The organism is Dankookia sp. GCM10030260 (assembly GCF_042666655.1).
Classification (GTDB): domain Bacteria; phylum Pseudomonadota; class Alphaproteobacteria; order Acetobacterales; family Acetobacteraceae; genus Paracraurococcus.
This window is the reverse complement of record NZ_JBHTDE010000001.1, coordinates 389,993-405,877: the sequence shown is the minus strand read 5'-3', so window position 1 is coordinate 405,877 and position 15,885 is coordinate 389,993. Positions and strand designations below refer to the sequence as shown.

10 protein-coding genes are annotated in these 15,885 nt (G+C 73.1%); 6 read left to right on the top strand and 4 right to left on the bottom strand.

Going from position 1 to position 15,885, the window contains the following annotated elements:
* Positions 1-21: 21 nt before the first annotated feature.
* Positions 22-1,272 (bottom strand): glycosyltransferase, encoded by a 1,251-nt coding sequence (locus ACFQS7_RS01930; RefSeq protein WP_380065332.1) that lies wholly within the window; start codon positions 1,270-1,272, stop codon positions 22-24.
* Between the two features lie 222 nt (positions 1,273-1,494).
* On the opposite strand from ACFQS7_RS01930, the gene ACFQS7_RS01925 reads away from it, so the two are divergent.
* Positions 1,495-1,761, top strand: a complete 267-nt coding sequence (locus ACFQS7_RS01925) for a hypothetical protein (protein ID WP_380065331.1) — start codon at positions 1,495-1,497, stop codon at positions 1,759-1,761.
* 43 nt (positions 1,762-1,804) lie between these two features.
* On the opposite strand, the gene prfB is transcribed toward ACFQS7_RS01925, so the two are convergent.
* Positions 1,805-2,936, bottom strand: a protein-coding gene (prfB, locus tag ACFQS7_RS01920) for a peptide chain release factor 2 (RefSeq protein WP_380065330.1) whose coding sequence is annotated in 2 segments (ribosomal slippage) — positions 1,805-2,866 and positions 2,868-2,936 — 1,131 coding nt in all. Because the reading frame shifts where the segments join, the coding sequence is not laid out codon by codon here.
* Positions 2,937-3,079: 143 nt separating this feature from the next.
* On the opposite strand from prfB, the gene ACFQS7_RS01915 reads away from it, so the two are divergent.
* Both ACFQS7_RS01915 and ACFQS7_RS01910 read left to right on the top strand, forming a co-directional pair.
* Positions 3,080-4,645, top strand: a complete 1,566-nt coding sequence (locus tag ACFQS7_RS01915) for a DUF1800 domain-containing protein (RefSeq protein WP_380065329.1) — start codon at positions 3,080-3,082, stop codon at positions 4,643-4,645.
* A 211-nt stretch (positions 4,646-4,856) separates the two neighbouring features.
* Positions 4,857-6,086: a DUF1501 domain-containing protein gene (locus ACFQS7_RS01910; RefSeq protein WP_380065328.1), complete on the top strand. Its 1,230-nt coding sequence runs from the start codon at positions 4,857-4,859 to the stop codon at positions 6,084-6,086.
* A 90-nt stretch (positions 6,087-6,176) separates the two neighbouring features.
* On the opposite strand, the gene ACFQS7_RS01905 is transcribed toward ACFQS7_RS01910, so the two are convergent.
* Positions 6,177-8,708, bottom strand: coding sequence for a penicillin-binding protein 1A (locus ACFQS7_RS01905; RefSeq protein WP_380065327.1), 2,532 nt, complete (start codon positions 8,706-8,708; stop codon positions 6,177-6,179).
* A gap of 132 nt (positions 8,709-8,840) precedes the next feature.
* On the opposite strand from ACFQS7_RS01905, the gene ACFQS7_RS01900 reads away from it, so the two are divergent.
* Complete coding sequence (locus ACFQS7_RS01900) at positions 8,841-9,824, top strand: NAD-dependent epimerase/dehydratase family protein (RefSeq protein ID WP_380065326.1); 984 nt, start codon at positions 8,841-8,843, stop codon at positions 9,822-9,824.
* The gene (locus ACFQS7_RS01895; protein WP_380065325.1) at positions 9,821-10,729 is read left to right on the top strand and encodes a glycosyltransferase; all 909 of its coding nucleotides are present in this window, start codon (positions 9,821-9,823) and stop codon (positions 10,727-10,729) included. Before ACFQS7_RS01900 ends, ACFQS7_RS01895 begins: the two co-directional genes overlap by 4 nt.
* A gap of 248 nt (positions 10,730-10,977) precedes the next feature.
* On the opposite strand, the gene ACFQS7_RS01890 is transcribed toward ACFQS7_RS01895, so the two are convergent.
* Positions 10,978-12,165: an N-acetylmuramoyl-L-alanine amidase gene (locus ACFQS7_RS01890; RefSeq protein ID WP_380065324.1), complete on the bottom strand. Its 1,188-nt coding sequence runs from the start codon at positions 12,163-12,165 to the stop codon at positions 10,978-10,980.
* A gap of 632 nt (positions 12,166-12,797) precedes the next feature.
* Here ACFQS7_RS01890 and ACFQS7_RS01885 point away from each other — a divergent pair.
* Complete coding sequence (locus ACFQS7_RS01885) at positions 12,798-15,830, top strand: ribonuclease E/G (RefSeq protein WP_380065323.1); 3,033 nt, start codon at positions 12,798-12,800, stop codon at positions 15,828-15,830.
* Positions 15,831-15,885: the final 55 nt, after the last annotated feature.

The window sequence follows — 15,885 nt, the reverse complement described above, 5'->3', positions numbered from 1 at the left end:
AAAGGCAGGGCAGCCCGACCCTCAGCCGCCGGGAGCAGCCGCCGGCCGCCGCCCGGCCGCCACCTCGTCGATCAGGTCGAGCAATTGCGGCAGGCAGCGCCGCTGCAGGTCGTAGCGCTCGACGATGGTGCGCCGCGCCGCGCGGCGCAGGTCGCGGTAGGCTTCCGGCCGGGCCAGCGCCTTGACCACCGCGGCCGCCACCTGCTCCGGCGCGTGGAAGTCGACCAGCAGGCCGTTGCGGCCGTCCTCGATCACCTCCTGCACCGGCGGGGTGGCGGAGCCGATGACCAGGGCCTCGTTCGCCATCGCCTCCAGCATCGACCAGGACAGCACGAAGGGATAGGTCAGGTAGACATGCGCCGCGGACAGGCTGAGCACCGCCTGCAGCGCCGGGTGCGTGATCTTGCCGGTGAAATGCACCCGGGACAGGTCCAGCCGCTCGCCCAGCTCGGCCAGCAGGATCTCCCGCCAGCTGCCGCCCTCGCGTGGCTTGGAGCCGTAATGCGGGTCGTCGCCGCCGACGATCACCACTTGGGCGGCCGGCCGCTGCTCGAGGATCGCCGGCAGGGCGCGCATGAAGCTGGGGAAGCCGCGGTAGGGCTCGAGGCCGCGGCCGATGAAGGTCACCACCTCGTCGCCCTGGCGCAGGACGCGGCCGTTCGGCAAGGTGAGCTCGGGGTCGGGCAGCCGGCGGATGACCTCGGTATCCACCCCCTCATGCACCACCGACATCCGGTCCCGCGCCCAGTCGGGGAAGCGGCTGTGCTGCCAGCGCGTCGCGGTATGGCCCCAGTCGGAAGCCTGCAGGCAGAGCAGGTGGTTGGCGTTGAGCATCCGGACGCGGCAGGCGTCGTCGATCTGCACCGGCGCCTCGGGCGGGTCGAAGCCGACATCGCCGCCGACCGAGGTGTAGTAGTATTCGTAGTAGTAGAGCATCCGCGCATCCGGCCAGACATCGCGCAGGAACAGTCCCTCCCCCCAGCCGGGATGGCAGCAAAGCACGTCGGGGCTGAAGCCGCGCTCCTTCAGCGTCAGCGCGGCGCGGGCCACCTGCTGGCCGCGGAAGGTGGCGTTCTCCAGCCGGCGCAGGTAGCGGTGGGTGCCTTCCGCGCCGGTGGTCGGCGCCTTGTAGCGCAGGTGCTGCACGCCCGGCAGCGCCTCCGCCGCATTCTCCCCCAGTGCCAGGACCTGGGTATCCGGCCGCCGGGCCAGGGCCGGCGCGACGTGGCGGTACTGCGCCGGGAAATTCTGGTGCACGAACAAGGCCCGCATGCGGTACGCATCCTGCGTTGCGACAAACTGTCCGCGAAACCGGGTCGGGACCCGGCACGCATTGGCCGGGCCGCCCTCCGCCTCGCGGTGGCGTCATGCACCATGGCGGAATAAGCGGCAAACAACTTGGTGATCCGTGAACGGCGCGCTCGTGAGGTGCGGGACGCACACGTTTGCGCGCGCCGTGCAACGAAGCCGCCGACTTCCCTTTACCCTGGCGCGATGCAGCCAGCTTTCGACCGGACCGATTGGTCGGTCCTTTCCACCCTCCTCCGCACGGCCCAGCGCGACGGCTGGCGTGTGGAATTCGCGCCCGACCGTGTCCTGGTATCGAGCCGCCGGGCGACCGAGGGCGTGCTCACCCTGCCGGCGGTGCTGGTGCGGCATGCCCGCAGCTGCGGCTGGCAGACGGCCATCCGCGGCGGGGAAATCGCGCTGCGGCACCCGGCGGTACGCCAGGGGGTGACGCTGCGGCTGGGCGGGCGCTGATCCGGTGCGGATGCCGGACTAGAGTCCCGCTCCGCCTTCCGTCCTATCGCGCATTGGCGCTGGCCTCGGACCGCGTGGCGCCGACCCGGGCGGCCAGGGCGGCGGCCATGAACTCGTCGATCTCGCCGTCCAGCACCGCGTCCGGATTGCCCTTCTCCAGGCCGGTGCGGAGGTCCTTCACCAGCTGGTAGGGCTGCAGCACATAGTTGCGGATCTGGTGGCCCCAGCCGATATCCGTCTTGCCGGCCTCGATGCCCGCGCTCACCGCCTCCCGCTTCGACAATTCCAGCTCGTACAGCCGCGCCTTCAGCATGTTCATGGCGATGGCGCGGTTCTTGTGCTGGCTGCGGTCCTGGGTGGAGGCGGCGACGATACCGGTCGGGATATGGGTGAAGCGGACGCCCGATTCGGTCTTGTTGACGTGCTGGCCGCCGGCGCCCGAGGCGCGGAAGGTGTCGGTGCGCAGGTCGGCCGGGTTGATCTCGATCTCGATCTTGTCGTCCACCACCGGGTAGACATAGATGCTGGCGAAGCTGGTCTGCCGCTTGTCGTTGCCGCCGAAGGGACTGATCCGGACCAGGCGGTGCACGCCGGTCTCGGTCTTCAGCCAGCCGAAGGCATTCGGGCCGCTGACCTGCACCGTCGCCGACTTGATGCCGGCCTCCTCCCCCGGGCTTTCCTCGGTCAGCGTCATCTTGTAGCCGCGCTTCTCGGCCCAGCGCTGGTACATGCGCAGCAGCATCTCGGCCCAGTCCTGCGCCTCGGTGCCGCCGGCCCCGGCGTTGACTTCCAGGTAAGCGTCGTTCTGGTCGGCCTCGCCCGAGAGCAGGCTCTCGATCTCGCGCCGCTTGGCCTCGGCGGCCAGCTGCACCAGGTCGGCGACGGCGGCATCGGCGGTGGCGGCATCGCCCTCGGCCTCGGCCATCTCGACCAGTTCGAGGCTGTCGGCGACCGATTGCTCCAGCTTCCGGACGCCCTCGACCTGGTCGGCGATGCGGCCGCGCTCGCGCATCAAGGTCTGCGCCGCGGCGGCGTCATTCCAGAGTGCGGGGTCCTCGGCCCGGGCGTTCAGCTCGTCGAGGCGGCGTAGGGCGGCATCCCAGTCAAAGATGCCTCCTCAGCAGGGCCACCGAAGCGGTGATCTGCTCATTCAGGGATTCGGCATCAGCGCGCATGGCGGACCGGTAGTGCAGCCGGGGCGGCCTGTCCAGCGCCCCGCGCGGTTAACAAGCGGGACATGCCTTCACGCGAGTTCATTCGACCCGGCCGCACGTCGCGCGATAGCATGCCGCCCGACCGGCTTCGCCAGGAGGTTGCCTTGGCCGCTCTCGGCCCCGGATTCGCCACCGACGCCGCCCACCGCATCCTCGGCCGCGCCGCCTACGGCGCCAGGCCGGGCGATGCCGAGGCGCTGTCCCGCCAGGGCCTTGCCGCCTGGATCGAGCACCAGCTCGCCCTGCCGGCCGAGGACCAGGCCATCGCGGCGCGGCTCGCCGCCCTCCAACTGCCAATCCGCTACGCCGCCAGCGAGGGCCGCTGGCCGGCGCTGGAGGAGAACCGGCCGCTGACCCGGCTGGCGATGAGCCAGCCGGAGAATTTCCGCTTCTACCCCCGCCAGGACCGCCCGGTGCCGCCGCCCGAGGTGGAGCGCGGCCGGCTCGAGCTGCTGGTCGCCGGCCTGGTCCGCAAGGTGGCCGCCGAGGCCCAGCTGCGCGAGCGGCTGGTCGAGTTCTGGCACGACCACTTCTCGGTCAATGCTGGGGCGGGCAACAACGTGCAGGTCTCGCTGGTCGATCTCGACCGGCGCATCCGCGGCCAGGCGCTGGGCAGTTTCCGCGCCCTGCTGGAGGCGACGGCGACCGCGCCGGCGATGCTCTACTTCCTCAACAACCAGTCCTCCCGCGCCGGGGCGCCGAACGAGAATTACGCGCGGGAATTGCTGGAGCTGCACACGCTCGGCCGGCCGGCCTATTTCGGCGCGGCGCGCACCGCGCGGGACGTGCCGCGCGACGCCGAGGGCCGGCCGGCCGGCTATGTCGATGCCGATGTCTGGGAGGCGGCGCGGGCGCTGACCGGCTGGTCGGTGGCGGCGAACCAGGCGATCGACGGCGTGCGCCGGCTGCCGGACACCGGCGAATTCGCCTTCGTCGAGGCCTGGCACGACCAGTATCAGAAGCTCTTCCTCGGCCGTGCGCTCGAACCCTTCGCCGGCGCCATGGCGCATGGCCGGGCGGTGCTGGACGCCCTGGCCGAACACCCGGCGACCGCCCGTTTCGTCTGCACCAAGCTGGTGCGCTGGCTGGTCGGCGAGCCGGTGCCGCAGGCCGTGGTGGCCCGCGCGGTGGCCGCATTCCGGGGCAATCTCGCCGCTCCCGACCAGATCGCGCGGGTGGTGCGGGCCATCCTGGACGGGCCGGAGATCGCCGATGCGCGGCTCGGCCGGATGCGCCGGCCGCTGGATGCGGTGGCCGCCGCGGCACGGGCCTATGCGGTGCCGATCGCGCCGACCGCGGCGCTGTTCGGCCAGCTGGCGGCGGCCGGCCAGATTCCCTTCGGCTGGCCGGCACCCGATGGCCAGCCGCTGGACGCGACGCAGTACAACGGCGCCGGGGCGCTGCGCACCCGCTGGACCCTGCTTCTGGCGGTGGCCCGCAACAGCCTGGGCACCGGCGCCTCGCCGCTGTTCGAGGGCATGGCCGGGCAGCCGGTCGCCGAATCGGCCGGGACGCTGGCGCGGCTGGCGCTCGGGCCGGCCGGCAAGGCGGTGGGGGAGACGGTGGCCGGGGTCTGGAGCGCGGCCGGGCGGCCGGAGCGGCCGGGCACGGCCGATGTGGCGGAGCTGGCCGGCTGGGTGCTGGCCGCCCCGGCCTTCCAGCAGGCATGACATCCGATTTGCCTGGAAGCAGGCAAACAGAAGAAAGAAAGCTCGGGGAGAAAGTATTCTCCCCGAGCCCCTCATCTATTTTTTCGGGTTGGCACCTGCCGCGCGGCCGGTTCAGACCCTCAGGAAGGAAGGGGGGGGTTGGGGGAGGGAATGGTTTTCCCTGCCCGGCCCTTCCTGGCCGAATGGACCTTGCGGGACAAAGGAGCGCGCCATGACCATGCTGCTCGGCCGCCGCGGCCTGCTCCGGGCAGGGCTCGCCGCCACCACCCTGCCCGGGCTGCGCGGCATGGCCTTCGCCGACCCCGCCGCGCGCCACGAGGTGCCGCTGCTCATCCTGGTCTTCCTGCGCGGCGGGATGGACGGGCTGCATTTCCTCTCCCCGGCCGACGACCGGGACTTCGCCGAGCTGCGCATCCCGGCGCTCCGGACCGCCGCCGAGGGCGAGCGGGCGGGGGAACGGCTGGATGCCATGCCGGGCACCGATTTCCGGCTGCACCCGGAGGCCGCGGCGCTGGCCGGGATCTGGCGCGAGGGCCGGATGGCGATCTGGCCCGCCGCCGGCGTGCCGCAGCCGACCCGCAGCCATTTCGAAGCGCAGTCCCTCATGGGCTGGGGCCAGGGCAGGTCGGGCGAGACCCAAGGCCGCAGCGGCTGGCTGGCCGCCTGGGCCGAGGCGACCGGCGGCAACGCGCCGGTGGTGGCATTGTCCGGCCAGGACCGCACGGTGGCGGAGCTGATCGGCGCCGGGCGCGGCCTGGCGGTGCCGACCCTGGCACGCGGGCTGGGGATGCCGGGCGGTGAATTCGGCGCGGCGATGCTGGAGGCGCTGCACAGGAAGGCGCGCGGCCCGCTGGCCGAGGCCGGCCAGGCGGCGCTGGCCAGCCTGGGCGGCCTCGACCGCCTGCTGCCGCGCAACGCCGCCGGCCAGGTGCAGGCCTATACGCCGGCCAACGGGGTGGATTACAGCCCGGCCGCCGAATTCGGTCGCGGCCTGGCGACCATCGCCCAGGTCGCCAAATTGCAGCCCGGGCTGACCGCGGCGGCGGTCGATCTCGGCGGCTGGGACACGCATGAGGGCCAGGCCGGGCGGTTCGAGAACCGGGTCCGCATCCTGAACCGTGGCCTGGCGGCGCTGGATGCCGACCTGCGCGACCTGCCGCGGCGCTGGACGGTGCTGGTCACCAGCGAGTTCGGCCGTCGGCTGCGCGCCAACCGCAGCGGCGGGACGGATCACGGCCGGGCCGGGACGGTCTTCGCCTTCGGCGGCGGCGGCAGGCGGGAGTTCGGGCTGGCACGGCATTTCGGCGCCTGGCCCGGGCTCGCGGGCGAGGCGCTGGAGGACGGCGCCGACCTCCGCGTCGCCACCGACTACCGCGACGCCTTCCGCCAGGTGGTGGCGGAACTGGCGCCAACTGCGCCCGTGCCGTTCGGCCGCGGCTGACTTGGGCCCAGACCTCCCCGCGCGGCGCATGCCAACCCACAACAATAGAGGCGGGGCCTGGGGAGGATACCGCCCCCCCGGCCCTGCCTTTCAGTACAGCCCGCCGAGGCTCTGCTCCGCCCCCGCCGCCGTGCTGCGGCCACCCTCCTCGGCGACCGGCCGGGCGCTGTTCTCGGTGCCCGGCTTGAAGGCCTCCAGGATGGTCGCCCCGCCATCCTGCGTCCGCACGAGCGCCACGCCCGGCGGCGCCCGGAAGGGCACCGGCGGGCTGTTGCGCAGCGCCGCTTCCAACACCTCGCGGAAGATCGGCGCGGCGTTCTGCCCGCCGGTCTCGTCCTTGCCGAGCGTCCGCGGGTCGTCGAAGCCGAGCCAGACGGCGATGACGATGTCCGGGGTGAAGCCGACGAACCAGTTGTCGAAGTAGTCGTTCGTGGTGCCGGTCTTGCCGGCGATCGGCCGGTTCAGCCCCTTCCCCGCCGCCGTGCCGGTGCCGCGCTGCACCACGCCGGTGAGGATGTTGGTCATCTGGTAGGCGGCGATCGGGTCGGCGATCTGCGGCCGTGCATCGGCCAGTTCCGGCGGTTCCTCGCCCGGCGAGGTCGCATCGCACCCCTGGCAGGACCGCGCATCGCTGCGCCAGATCACCTTGCCGCGGCGGTCCTGCACGCTGTCGATGAAGCTCGGCGTCACGCGCTTCCCGCCGCTGGCGAAGCCGGCATAGCCGGCGGCCATCCGCAGCACCGTGGTCTCGCCCGAGCCCAGCGCCATGGCGAGGTAGCGCGGCATGTTGTCGATGACGCCGAACCGGGCCGCGGTCTCCGAGACCTTGGCCATGCCGACTTCCTGCGCCACCCGGATGGTGACCAGGTTCAGCGACTTCTGCAGCGCGGTGCGGATGGAGACATAGCCGTTGAAGCTGCCCTCGTTGTAGTTGGACGGCCGCCAGACGCCCTGCGGGGTCATCACCTCGATCGGCCCGTCGAGGAAGCGCTGGTTCGGCGGCACCCCCGCCTCCAGCGCCGGCAGGTAGACGAAGGGCTTGAACGACGAACCCGGCTGGCGCTGCGCCTGCGTCGCGCGGTTGAACTGGCTCTTGTCGAAGGACCAGCCGCCGGCCATGGCCAGCACCCGGCCGTTGCTGGGGTCGAGGGCGACGATCGCGCCCTCGATCTGCGGCACCTGGCGCAGCGCCAGGCGCTCCGGCCGGCCGGCGGCGGCGGCGGGGAGGACCTCGACCGGCACCACGTCGCCGACCGCCAGCACGTCCTGCATGCGGCGCATCGGCGCGAAGCGGTTCTCCGGCAGGGTCTTGCGGGTCCAGGCGACGCCGTCCATCGCCAGCGTCGCGGTGCGCGGCTGGCTCGGCGTGCGCGGGTCCGGTCGCTCGACCCAACCGAGCTTGGCCTCGCGGTCCTTCACCTCCAGCGCCACCGCCAGCCGCCATTCCGGCAGCAGGCCGCCGGTGCGGGGCACCGCTTCCAGCTGCGGCATCCAGTCGGCCGCGCCGGCCGAGACCCGCGCCACCGGCCCGCGCCAGCCGCCCCGGCGGCGGTCGTAGGACAGCAGCCCGCCGCGCAGCGCCTGCTCGGTCGCCGCCTGCAGCGGCGGCTCGATGCTGGTGCGGACCACCAGCCCGCCGGTCGTGGTCTGCTCGGCGCCGAAGCGGTTGATCAGCTCGCGGCGGACCTCCTCGGTGAAGTGCTGGCCCACCTGCACCACCTCCGGCCGGCGCAGCAGGCGGGGGACGATCGGCTCGGACTTGGCCTTGGTCGCCTCGGCCGCGCTGATCGCACCGTCCTCGGCCATCCGGTCCAGCACCCAGTCGCGCCGGGCGCGGGCGGCTTCCGGGTAGCGCAGCGGGTTGTAGTTGTTCGGCGCCTTGGGCAGCGCGCCGAGGAAGCCGATCTCGCCGACCGTCAGCTCATCGAGCCCCTTGTTGAAATAGGCCTGGGCGGCGGCGGCGACGCCATAGGCCTGGTAGCCCAGGAAGATCTCGTTCAGGTAGAGCTCGAGGATGCGCTCCTTCGGCAGCGCCTCCTCGATCCGGATCGCCAGGATCGCCTCCCGCACCTTCCGCATCATGGTGCGGTCGGCGCCGACCAGCATGTTCTTGGCGACCTGCTGGGTGATGGTGGAGGCGCCGCCCATCCGCCGCCCCGTGCCGTACTGCTCGATGTTGGTGACGACGGCGCGCAGGATGCCGAGCGGGTCGACCCCGTGGTGTTCCCAGAAGCGCTGGTCCTCGGCGCTGACGAAGGCGGCCTGGACCCGCTTGGGGATGGCCTCGATCGGCATGAAGACGCGGCGCTCGGCGGCCAGCTCGGCCAGCAGCCGGCTGTCGGCGGCATAGATGCGCGACATCTGCGCGGGCTGGTAGTCGGCCAGCCAGCGGTAGTCCGGCAGGTCGGCGGCGATGTGGCGATAGAGGCCGAAGCCGGCGACGGCGCCGCCGACGATGCCGACCGCGGCCAGGGTGAACAGCAGCCGGAACAGCCCGCCGAACAGCGAGGGTCGGCGGCGGCGCGGCTTGTCGGGCTTCGCCTTGCGGGGGGGCGGCACGGGGGCGACCCCGGGGGACGGCGGGTCGAAGCCGGGATCGAGACGGGGGTCGGAAGGGGGCATTGTCAGGGTCTCATACACTGCCGGCGTGGCAGCGGCGACCACAGGCCGGTGAGAGGCGCTTAACCCCGTCTTCACCCCTGCGCGGCCAGCATGGGCGCGGGGGCAAAGGCCCCGCAGGAGAAGGCGATCCGCATGGGCAAGATGCTCGTGACCGGGGCGGCGGGCTTCGTCGGCCGGCACCTCACCCACGCGCTGCTGGAGGCGGGGCACGAGGTCCATGCCGTCGACAGCATCCGCCCGCTGACCGGGGCGGTGGACCCGGCCGCCGGCTGGCCGCTGTTCGAGCCGCGCGACTATCACGGTTTCCATTTTCATCGGGAGGATTGCCGGGACTGGTTCCGCCGCCACCCGGACCTCGGCTTCGACGTCGCCTTCCATCTCGCCGCCATGGTCGGCGGAAGGCTGATGATCGAAAACAACCCGCTGGCGGTGGCCGACGACCTCGGGATCGATGCCGGATTCTTCCAATGGGCGGCGCGGGCGCGGCCGGGGCGCAGCGCCGTGTTCAGCTCCTCCGCCGCCTATCCGGTGCGGCTGCAGCGGCGGGACGGCTACGTCCTGCTGGCCGAGGAGATGATCCGCTTCGACGGCGATATCGGCCTGCCCGACATGTCCTATGGCTGGGCCAAGCTGACCGCCGAATACCTGGCCCGGCTGGCGCATGAGCGGCACGGGCTGCGCGTGGTGTGCTTCCGCCCCTTCTCCGGCTACGGGGAGGACCAGGACCTGGCCTACCCCTTCCCCGCCATCTGCCGCCGCGTGCTGGAGAACCGCGGCGCAAGGGTGCTGGAGGTCTGGGGCAGCGGCCAGCAGATGCGCGACTTCATCCATGTGGACGACTGCATCCGCGGCATCCTGGGCATGCTGGACCGGATCGAGGACGGCGCGGCGGTGAACCTGTCGACCGGCATCCTGACCAGCTTCACCGCCCTGGCCGGCATGGCGGCCGAACTGGCCGGCTGGCGGCCGGAGATCCGCGGCATGTCCGCCCGGCCGGAAGGCGTCTTCGCCCGGGCCGGCTGCACCCGGCTGCAGGACAGCCTCGGCTTCCGGCCGCGGATCACGCTGCGGGAGGGGATCGGCCGGGCGCTCGACCACCTGGCGGTCCCGGCGTGACCATCCGCAGCATCGCGGTCTTCCACTGCACCGCCCGGGTCGGCTCCGCCTGGTGCTGCGCCGAGGGGATCTCGGTGACCCTGGCGGCGATGGGCTACCGGGTGATGGATTGCGGCCATCCGCAACGTGGCGCCCCGCCGCTCGAGGCGCTGCGCCAAGCCGACCTGATCATCCTCGGCGCGGTCGAGTGGTATGGCGACCTGCTACTGTCGCATTACGGCGCGGACTGGGCGACGCTGCCGATGCCCAAAGCGGCCTGGTACGCCGAATCGGCCGAGCGGGACGACCGCGACTTCCCCTTCGGCCGCTACCAGGGCCTGGCCGACCGGCATTACTTCCCGGCGGCGCAGGACGCCGCGGCCTTTGGCGGCACCTGGCTGCCCTTCGGCGCCGATACCGTGCTCTTCGCGCCGCGCCCGGTGGCGAAGCGGCACGCGGCGGCCTTCCTCGGCTCGCTCTACCCCAAGCGGGTGGAATTCCTCGGCCGCCTTGGCATCCCGCTCGACCGCATGGCGCCGGTCTCCGACCCCGACCCGATCCGCTCCTTCGCCCTGCTGGCGGAGGCCTATGCCGCGACCGAGATGTTCGTGAACCTGCCGGCCTGGTCGCGGCTGCTGGTCACCAAGGTATGCGAGGTCATGGCCTGCGGGACCATGCTGGTGACGCCGGCGATGGACCACCCCGCCGCGCTGGCGAACATGGCGCAGTTCGAGGACGGCCGGCACTTGGTCTACTACCCGCCCGACCGGCCGGACCGGCTGGCCGAGATCCTCGCCCACTACCGCCACGCGGCCGCGGAGCGCGAGGCGATCGCCGCCGCCGGCCGGGCCGAGGTGGTCCGCGCCCATAGCCTGCGGGCACGGCTGGAACGGCTGGTCCGCGATGCGGAGACGCTGCGGGGCTGACGCCCCGACGGTTCAGCTGCCGGGACGAAGGCCGCCGTTCGGTTCGTTGAATCCTTCGCGCCGGGCGGCGTGGTCGGTGACAAGGGTGGCGACGACGAGCGCGGCGAGGCCAAGCAGGAATGTCAGCATGGGAAGAGGCTCCAAGTTGATGATCCTCCCTATCCCTGCCGATCATGTTGCACTGCACAAAAGCCGTTTCAAGGGGATCGGCCGCCTTCGGTCAGCCGCTATCCGTCAGCCGTCCTCGGTCAACCACCGTCGGCAAGCGCCGTGCCGCGCGCGCTGAGGAACCCGTGCACCGTCGCCGCCAGCGCCGCCGCCACCCGGGCGCGGTGTGCCGGCCGGTTCAGCGCCGCCTCGTCCTGCGGGTGGGACAGGAACCCCATCTCGACCAGCGCCGAGGGCACGTCGGGCGCCTTCAGCACGACGAAGCCGGCGCGGCGATGGGTGTTGGGCAGCAGCGTCACCTCGCCGTCCAGCGCCGCCACCGCCAGCCGGGCCAGCCGCTCCGACCCCGCACGGGTTTCCTGCCGCATCAGGCTGAGCAGGATGCGCTGCACCTCTGGCGGCACGCTCGGCAGGCGGAGACCGCCGGCGCGGTCGGCCTCGTTTTCCCGCCGGGCGAGGGCCGCGGAGAAGCTGTCGGTCGCGGTTTCCGACAGGGTGTAGACGCTGGCCCCGCGCGCCCCGGGCGCCGAATCGGCGTGCAGGGACAGGAACAGCGCCGCCTCGCGCCGCCGTGCCAGGTCAATCCGGCGGCCGAGCGGGATGAAGACGTCGCGGGAGCGGGTCAGCGCCACCCGGCAGCGGCCGGCGGCTTCCAACTGACGCTTGAGCTCCAGCGCCGCGGCCAGGGTGATGCGCTTCTCCTGCGTCCCCCGCGCGCCGATCGCCCCGGGGTCCTTGCCCCCATGGCCGGGGTCGAGCACCACCAGCGGCAGCGGCCCGCGCGACACCGCGGCGGCGGCAAGGCTGCGGCCATCGGCCAGCCGGGCGAATCCGGCAGCCGGGCCCGGGGCCAGGGTAATGACCAGCCTGCCGGCCGCAGCCGTTGCCTGCGGCGCCCCGACCGGCCTGGCCAGCACTATCACAAGCTGTTGAGCGAGCCCGGAGCCCTGCCGCTCCAGCGCCTTGACCAGCCCGGTGCCAGGCATCCGGACAGGGCCGCGCCAGGGCAGGTTCGGCAGGTCGAGCAGCAGCCGCGGCGGTCCTTCCGCCGCGGTCAGCCGCCAGGTGGTCGGGCGTTCGAGTGTCAGGGTGATTTGCGTCCGACCCCGTTCTACTCTCACGGATAGCGCCGATGACGGCCCCTTGGCGGCGGCGGCCGGGCCGGCAGCGAAGGCGGCCAGCAGGCCGAGCAATTCCCGCCGCCGCCGACCGGCGGCCTGCAACCCTGCCTTCGCCCCATCCCCCGGCTTGGCCCAGAACGCCCGCATAGGTGCATCATCCCCCGAGGATGCGCCCGCAGCTGTACCAGCCCGACGCGAGTCGGCGCCACCAGGATGGATGCCGGCCTTGTGGAAAGCCGCGCCGGTCGCCTATGGTGGTTCGCCCCGGCGGCGCCCGCTGCCGGCGGAGATTTGGGCGCAGCCGCGCCGACAGGCCATATCCCCATCCTGGGGGGTCGTCGATGCGGCGCGCGGCATAGGTCTGGCATGGGGTCGCGGTCAACGCCGCACCCGCGTTTCGCCGGATCGCCAAGCCGGATACCGCCCTCAAGGGCCGGCCCGGTTCGCCCGTCTCCGTCCCCGCGGGACCTGTCGCGCCAAGACCCTTGGCAGTCCCTGACGCAGTCGGGACCGCCCCAGGTGCCAGCGTGACCGACGCCGCTTCACCCGCTCCTGCGGGCGTCGCGCTTGGCGCGTGGGCACGAACCTGGGGCGCCGTCCCGGGCGACCGCCGCGTGCCAAGCCTGGCGCGCCGGATGCCCGTGGCTGCCCCGCCGGAAGAGGACGGGACGCCGCCGCATGCCTGATGCCCGCGCCGCGCAGCCGTCCTCGACCGGGTCACGCCACCCCGATCCGCCACGCCGCACCCCGGTGCCGCGTGGCGCGGAGCAACCGCTTCGATGACCAAGCGCATGCTGATCGACGCATCCCACGCGGAAGAAACCCGCGTGGTGGTGCTGGACGGCAACCGGCTCGAGGAGTTCGACCTCGAGGCCGCCACCAAGCGACCGCTCAAGGGCAATATCTACCTGGCCAAGGTGGTCCGGGTGGAACCCAGCCTGCAGGCCGCCTTCGTCGAGTACGGCGGCAACCGGCACGGCTTCCTCGCCTTCAGCGAGATCCATCCGGACTACTACCAGATCCCCGTCGCCGACCGGCAGCGCCTGCTCGAGATGCAGGCCGCCGAGGCGCGCGAGGAGGACGAGGACGAGGACGAGGACGTCCCGCCGGAATCGCCGATGGACCGCGCCGCCGCCGAGGGCGACACGCGTCAGGCCGAGGAGCCCGAGGCCGAGCCCGCGGCGATCGCGCTCGAAGGCGAGCAGCAGGTCATGGTCGCCGAAGCGCCCCCCGAGCCGGTTGCCGAGGCGCCTGCCGCCGAAGCGGCCGAGCCGGAGCCCGCCCCGGTCGAGGCCGCGGCGCCGGCGAGCGAGGCCGAGCCCGAGCCCCGCGGCACGGGCGACCAGCCCGCCGCCGAGGCGCCGCTGCCGAACGGCCATGACGCGGCCGGCGGCCATGACGAGGCCGAGGAGGAGGATGCCCCGCCGCCCGAGACCATCGGCGGCGAAGGCACCGAGGACGTGACGCGCGAGCGTCGCACCACGCCGCGCTTCATGCGCCACTACAAGATCCAGGAAGTCATCCGCCGCCGGCAGATCATGCTGGTGCAGGTGGTGAAGGAGGAGCGCGGCACCAAGGGCGCGGCGCTGACCACCTTCATCTCGCTGGCCGGCCGCTTCTCCGTCCTCATGCCGAACTCGCCACGCGGCGGCGGCGTCTCGCGCAAGATCACCTCGGCGACCGACCGCAAGCGGCTGCGCGAGGTGATCGACGAGCTCGGCCTGCCGCAGGGCATGTCGCTGATCGTCCGCACCGCCGGCGCGCAGCGGCCGAAGCCCGAGATCCGCCGCGACTGCGAATATCTGCTGCGGCTCTGGGACAACATCCGCGAGCGCACGCTGTCCTCGACCGCCGCGGCGCTGATCTACGAGGAAGCCGACCTCATCAAGCGGTCCATCCGCGACGTCTTCTCCCGCGACGTCGAGGAGGTGCTGGTGGATGGCGAGGACGCCTTCCGCGAGGCGCGCGAGTTCATGCGGATGCTGATGCCGCAGCAGACCCGCAAGATCCAGCTGTTCCGCGACGGCGGCCTGTTCGCCCGCCATGCGGTCGAGCAGCAGCTGGATGCGATGCATTCGCCCAACGTGCAGCTGCGCTCGGGCGGCTACATCGTCATCAACCAGACCGAGGCGCTGGTCGCGATCGACGTCAACTCGGGCCGCTCGACGCGCGAGCGGCATATCGAGGACACCGCCTACCGCACCAACATGGAAGCCGCCGACGAGATCGCCCGGCAGCTCCGCCTGCGCGACCTGGCCGGCCTGATCGTCATCGACTTCATCGACATGGAGTCGGCCAAGCATGACGGGATGGTCGAGCGCCGGCTGAAGGAGGCGCTGCGCATCGACCGCGCCCGCATCCAGGTCGGCCGCATCTCCCATTTCGGCCTGCTGGAGATGTCGCGCCAGCGGCTGCGCCCCAGCCTGACCGAGACCACCTTCGTCACCTGCCCGCATTGCCAGGGCCGCGGCCAGGTGCGCTCCATCGAAAGCGGCGCGCTGCAGGTGCTGCGGGCGATCGAGGAGGAGGGCGCCAAGCGCCGTGCCGCCGAGATCGCGGTGCATGTCCACAGCACGGTCGCGCTCTACCTGCTGAACCGCAAGCGCGACAAGCTGGCGCAGATCGAGGCCCGCTTCGGCATGGCCGTGGTCTTCGAGCCGGATGACACGCTGCTGCCGCCGACCGTGCGCATCGAGAAACTGCGCGCCGCCGATCCGGGCCGGCCGGTCGAGACCGGCCCCGCCGCGCTGCGCATGGACTATGCGCCGGAGCCCGAGCCGGAGGAGATCGAGGAGCCCGAGGTCGCCGACCCGGCCGAAGCCGAGGGCGACGCGCCGGCCAACCCGGAAGGCGAGACCGAGGCCGAGCGCGAGAACCGCCGCCGCCGCCGCCGGCGCCGCCGGCGTGGCGGCAACGGCACCCGCGCCGATGGCAGCCTGCAGGATGGTGCCGGCGACGGCGAGGATGGCGAGGCGGAGGAGGACGAGCCGCAAGCGGTGGCCGAGCCCGTCGCCGCCCTGGCCGAGCCGGCCGAAGCACCGGCCGCCGAGCCGGACGGCGAGTCCGGGCCGCCCGCCGAGACCGCCGGTGAGACTGCCGGCGAGATGGCCAGTGAGACCGAGGCCGAGGCGGAGGCCGCCCGTGAGGCGCAGCGCCGCCGCCGGCGGGGCCGCCGCGGCCGCGGCGCGCCGAACGGCCGCGAGGGCGACGAGGCCCCGCCGGCGCGCGCCCCCCAGCCCCAGCCCCAGCCCCAGCCGCGCTACATGGGGCCGACCCCGGCCGATCCCTTCGCCGGCCAGGTGGACGACATCCTGGCGGCGATGGAGGCGGCGGAGGCTGCCGCCGAAGCCGCCGCGAATGCCAGCCGCCGGGCCCGCGCCGCCATCCCGGCCGCGCTACCCCCGGTCGAGGCGGCCCCGGCGGAGCCACCGCCGGTGGATCTGGCTCCGGCCGAATTGGGGGCGGTCGAGGCACCCGCCGCGCCCGAGCCGGCGGCCGAGCCGGCGGCGCCCGAGATCGAGGCGATCACCGCCGCGCCGGAGGTCGGCCTGACCGAAGCGGCGCTCGCCGGGCCGGCACCTGTGCCGGCCGCGGCCGAGCCCGCCGCGCCGGAGCCGCTGCCCGAGCCGGTCCTCGCGCCGGCGCCCGAGCCGGTCGCCGAGGCCGTGCCGGAACCCGGGCCCGCCACGGCCGCAGCCGAGCCGGTTCCGGAACCGGCCGAGGCGCTGGTGCAGGGTCCCGCCGTGCAGCCGGTCAGCATCGACACGCTGGACGAGGCCGCGCCGCGCCGTCGCGGCTGGTGGAAGCGCTGATCCCGGGAATGGGAGGGCCGGCTGGCCCTCCCACCCGATCAGGACATTGAATTGC

Coding starts and splice junctions, on each gene's coding strand:
- ACFQS7_RS01930 (WP_380065332.1), bottom strand. CDS start 1,272: ATGCGGGCCTTGTTCGTGCACCAGAATTTCCCGGCGCAGTACCGCCAC.
- ACFQS7_RS01925 (WP_380065331.1), top strand. CDS start 1,495: ATGCAGCCAGCTTTCGACCGGACCGATTGGTCGGTCCTTTCCACCCTC.
- ACFQS7_RS01910 (WP_380065328.1), top strand. CDS start 4,857: ATGACCATGCTGCTCGGCCGCCGCGGCCTGCTCCGGGCAGGGCTCGCC.
- ACFQS7_RS01905 (WP_380065327.1), bottom strand. CDS start 8,708: ATGCCCCCTTCCGACCCCCGTCTCGATCCCGGCTTCGACCCGCCGTCC.
- ACFQS7_RS01900 (WP_380065326.1), top strand. CDS start 8,841: ATGGGCAAGATGCTCGTGACCGGGGCGGCGGGCTTCGTCGGCCGGCAC.
- ACFQS7_RS01890 (WP_380065324.1), bottom strand. CDS start 12,165: ATGCGGGCGTTCTGGGCCAAGCCGGGGGATGGGGCGAAGGCAGGGTTG.
- ACFQS7_RS01885 (WP_380065323.1), top strand. CDS start 12,798: ATGACCAAGCGCATGCTGATCGACGCATCCCACGCGGAAGAAACCCGC.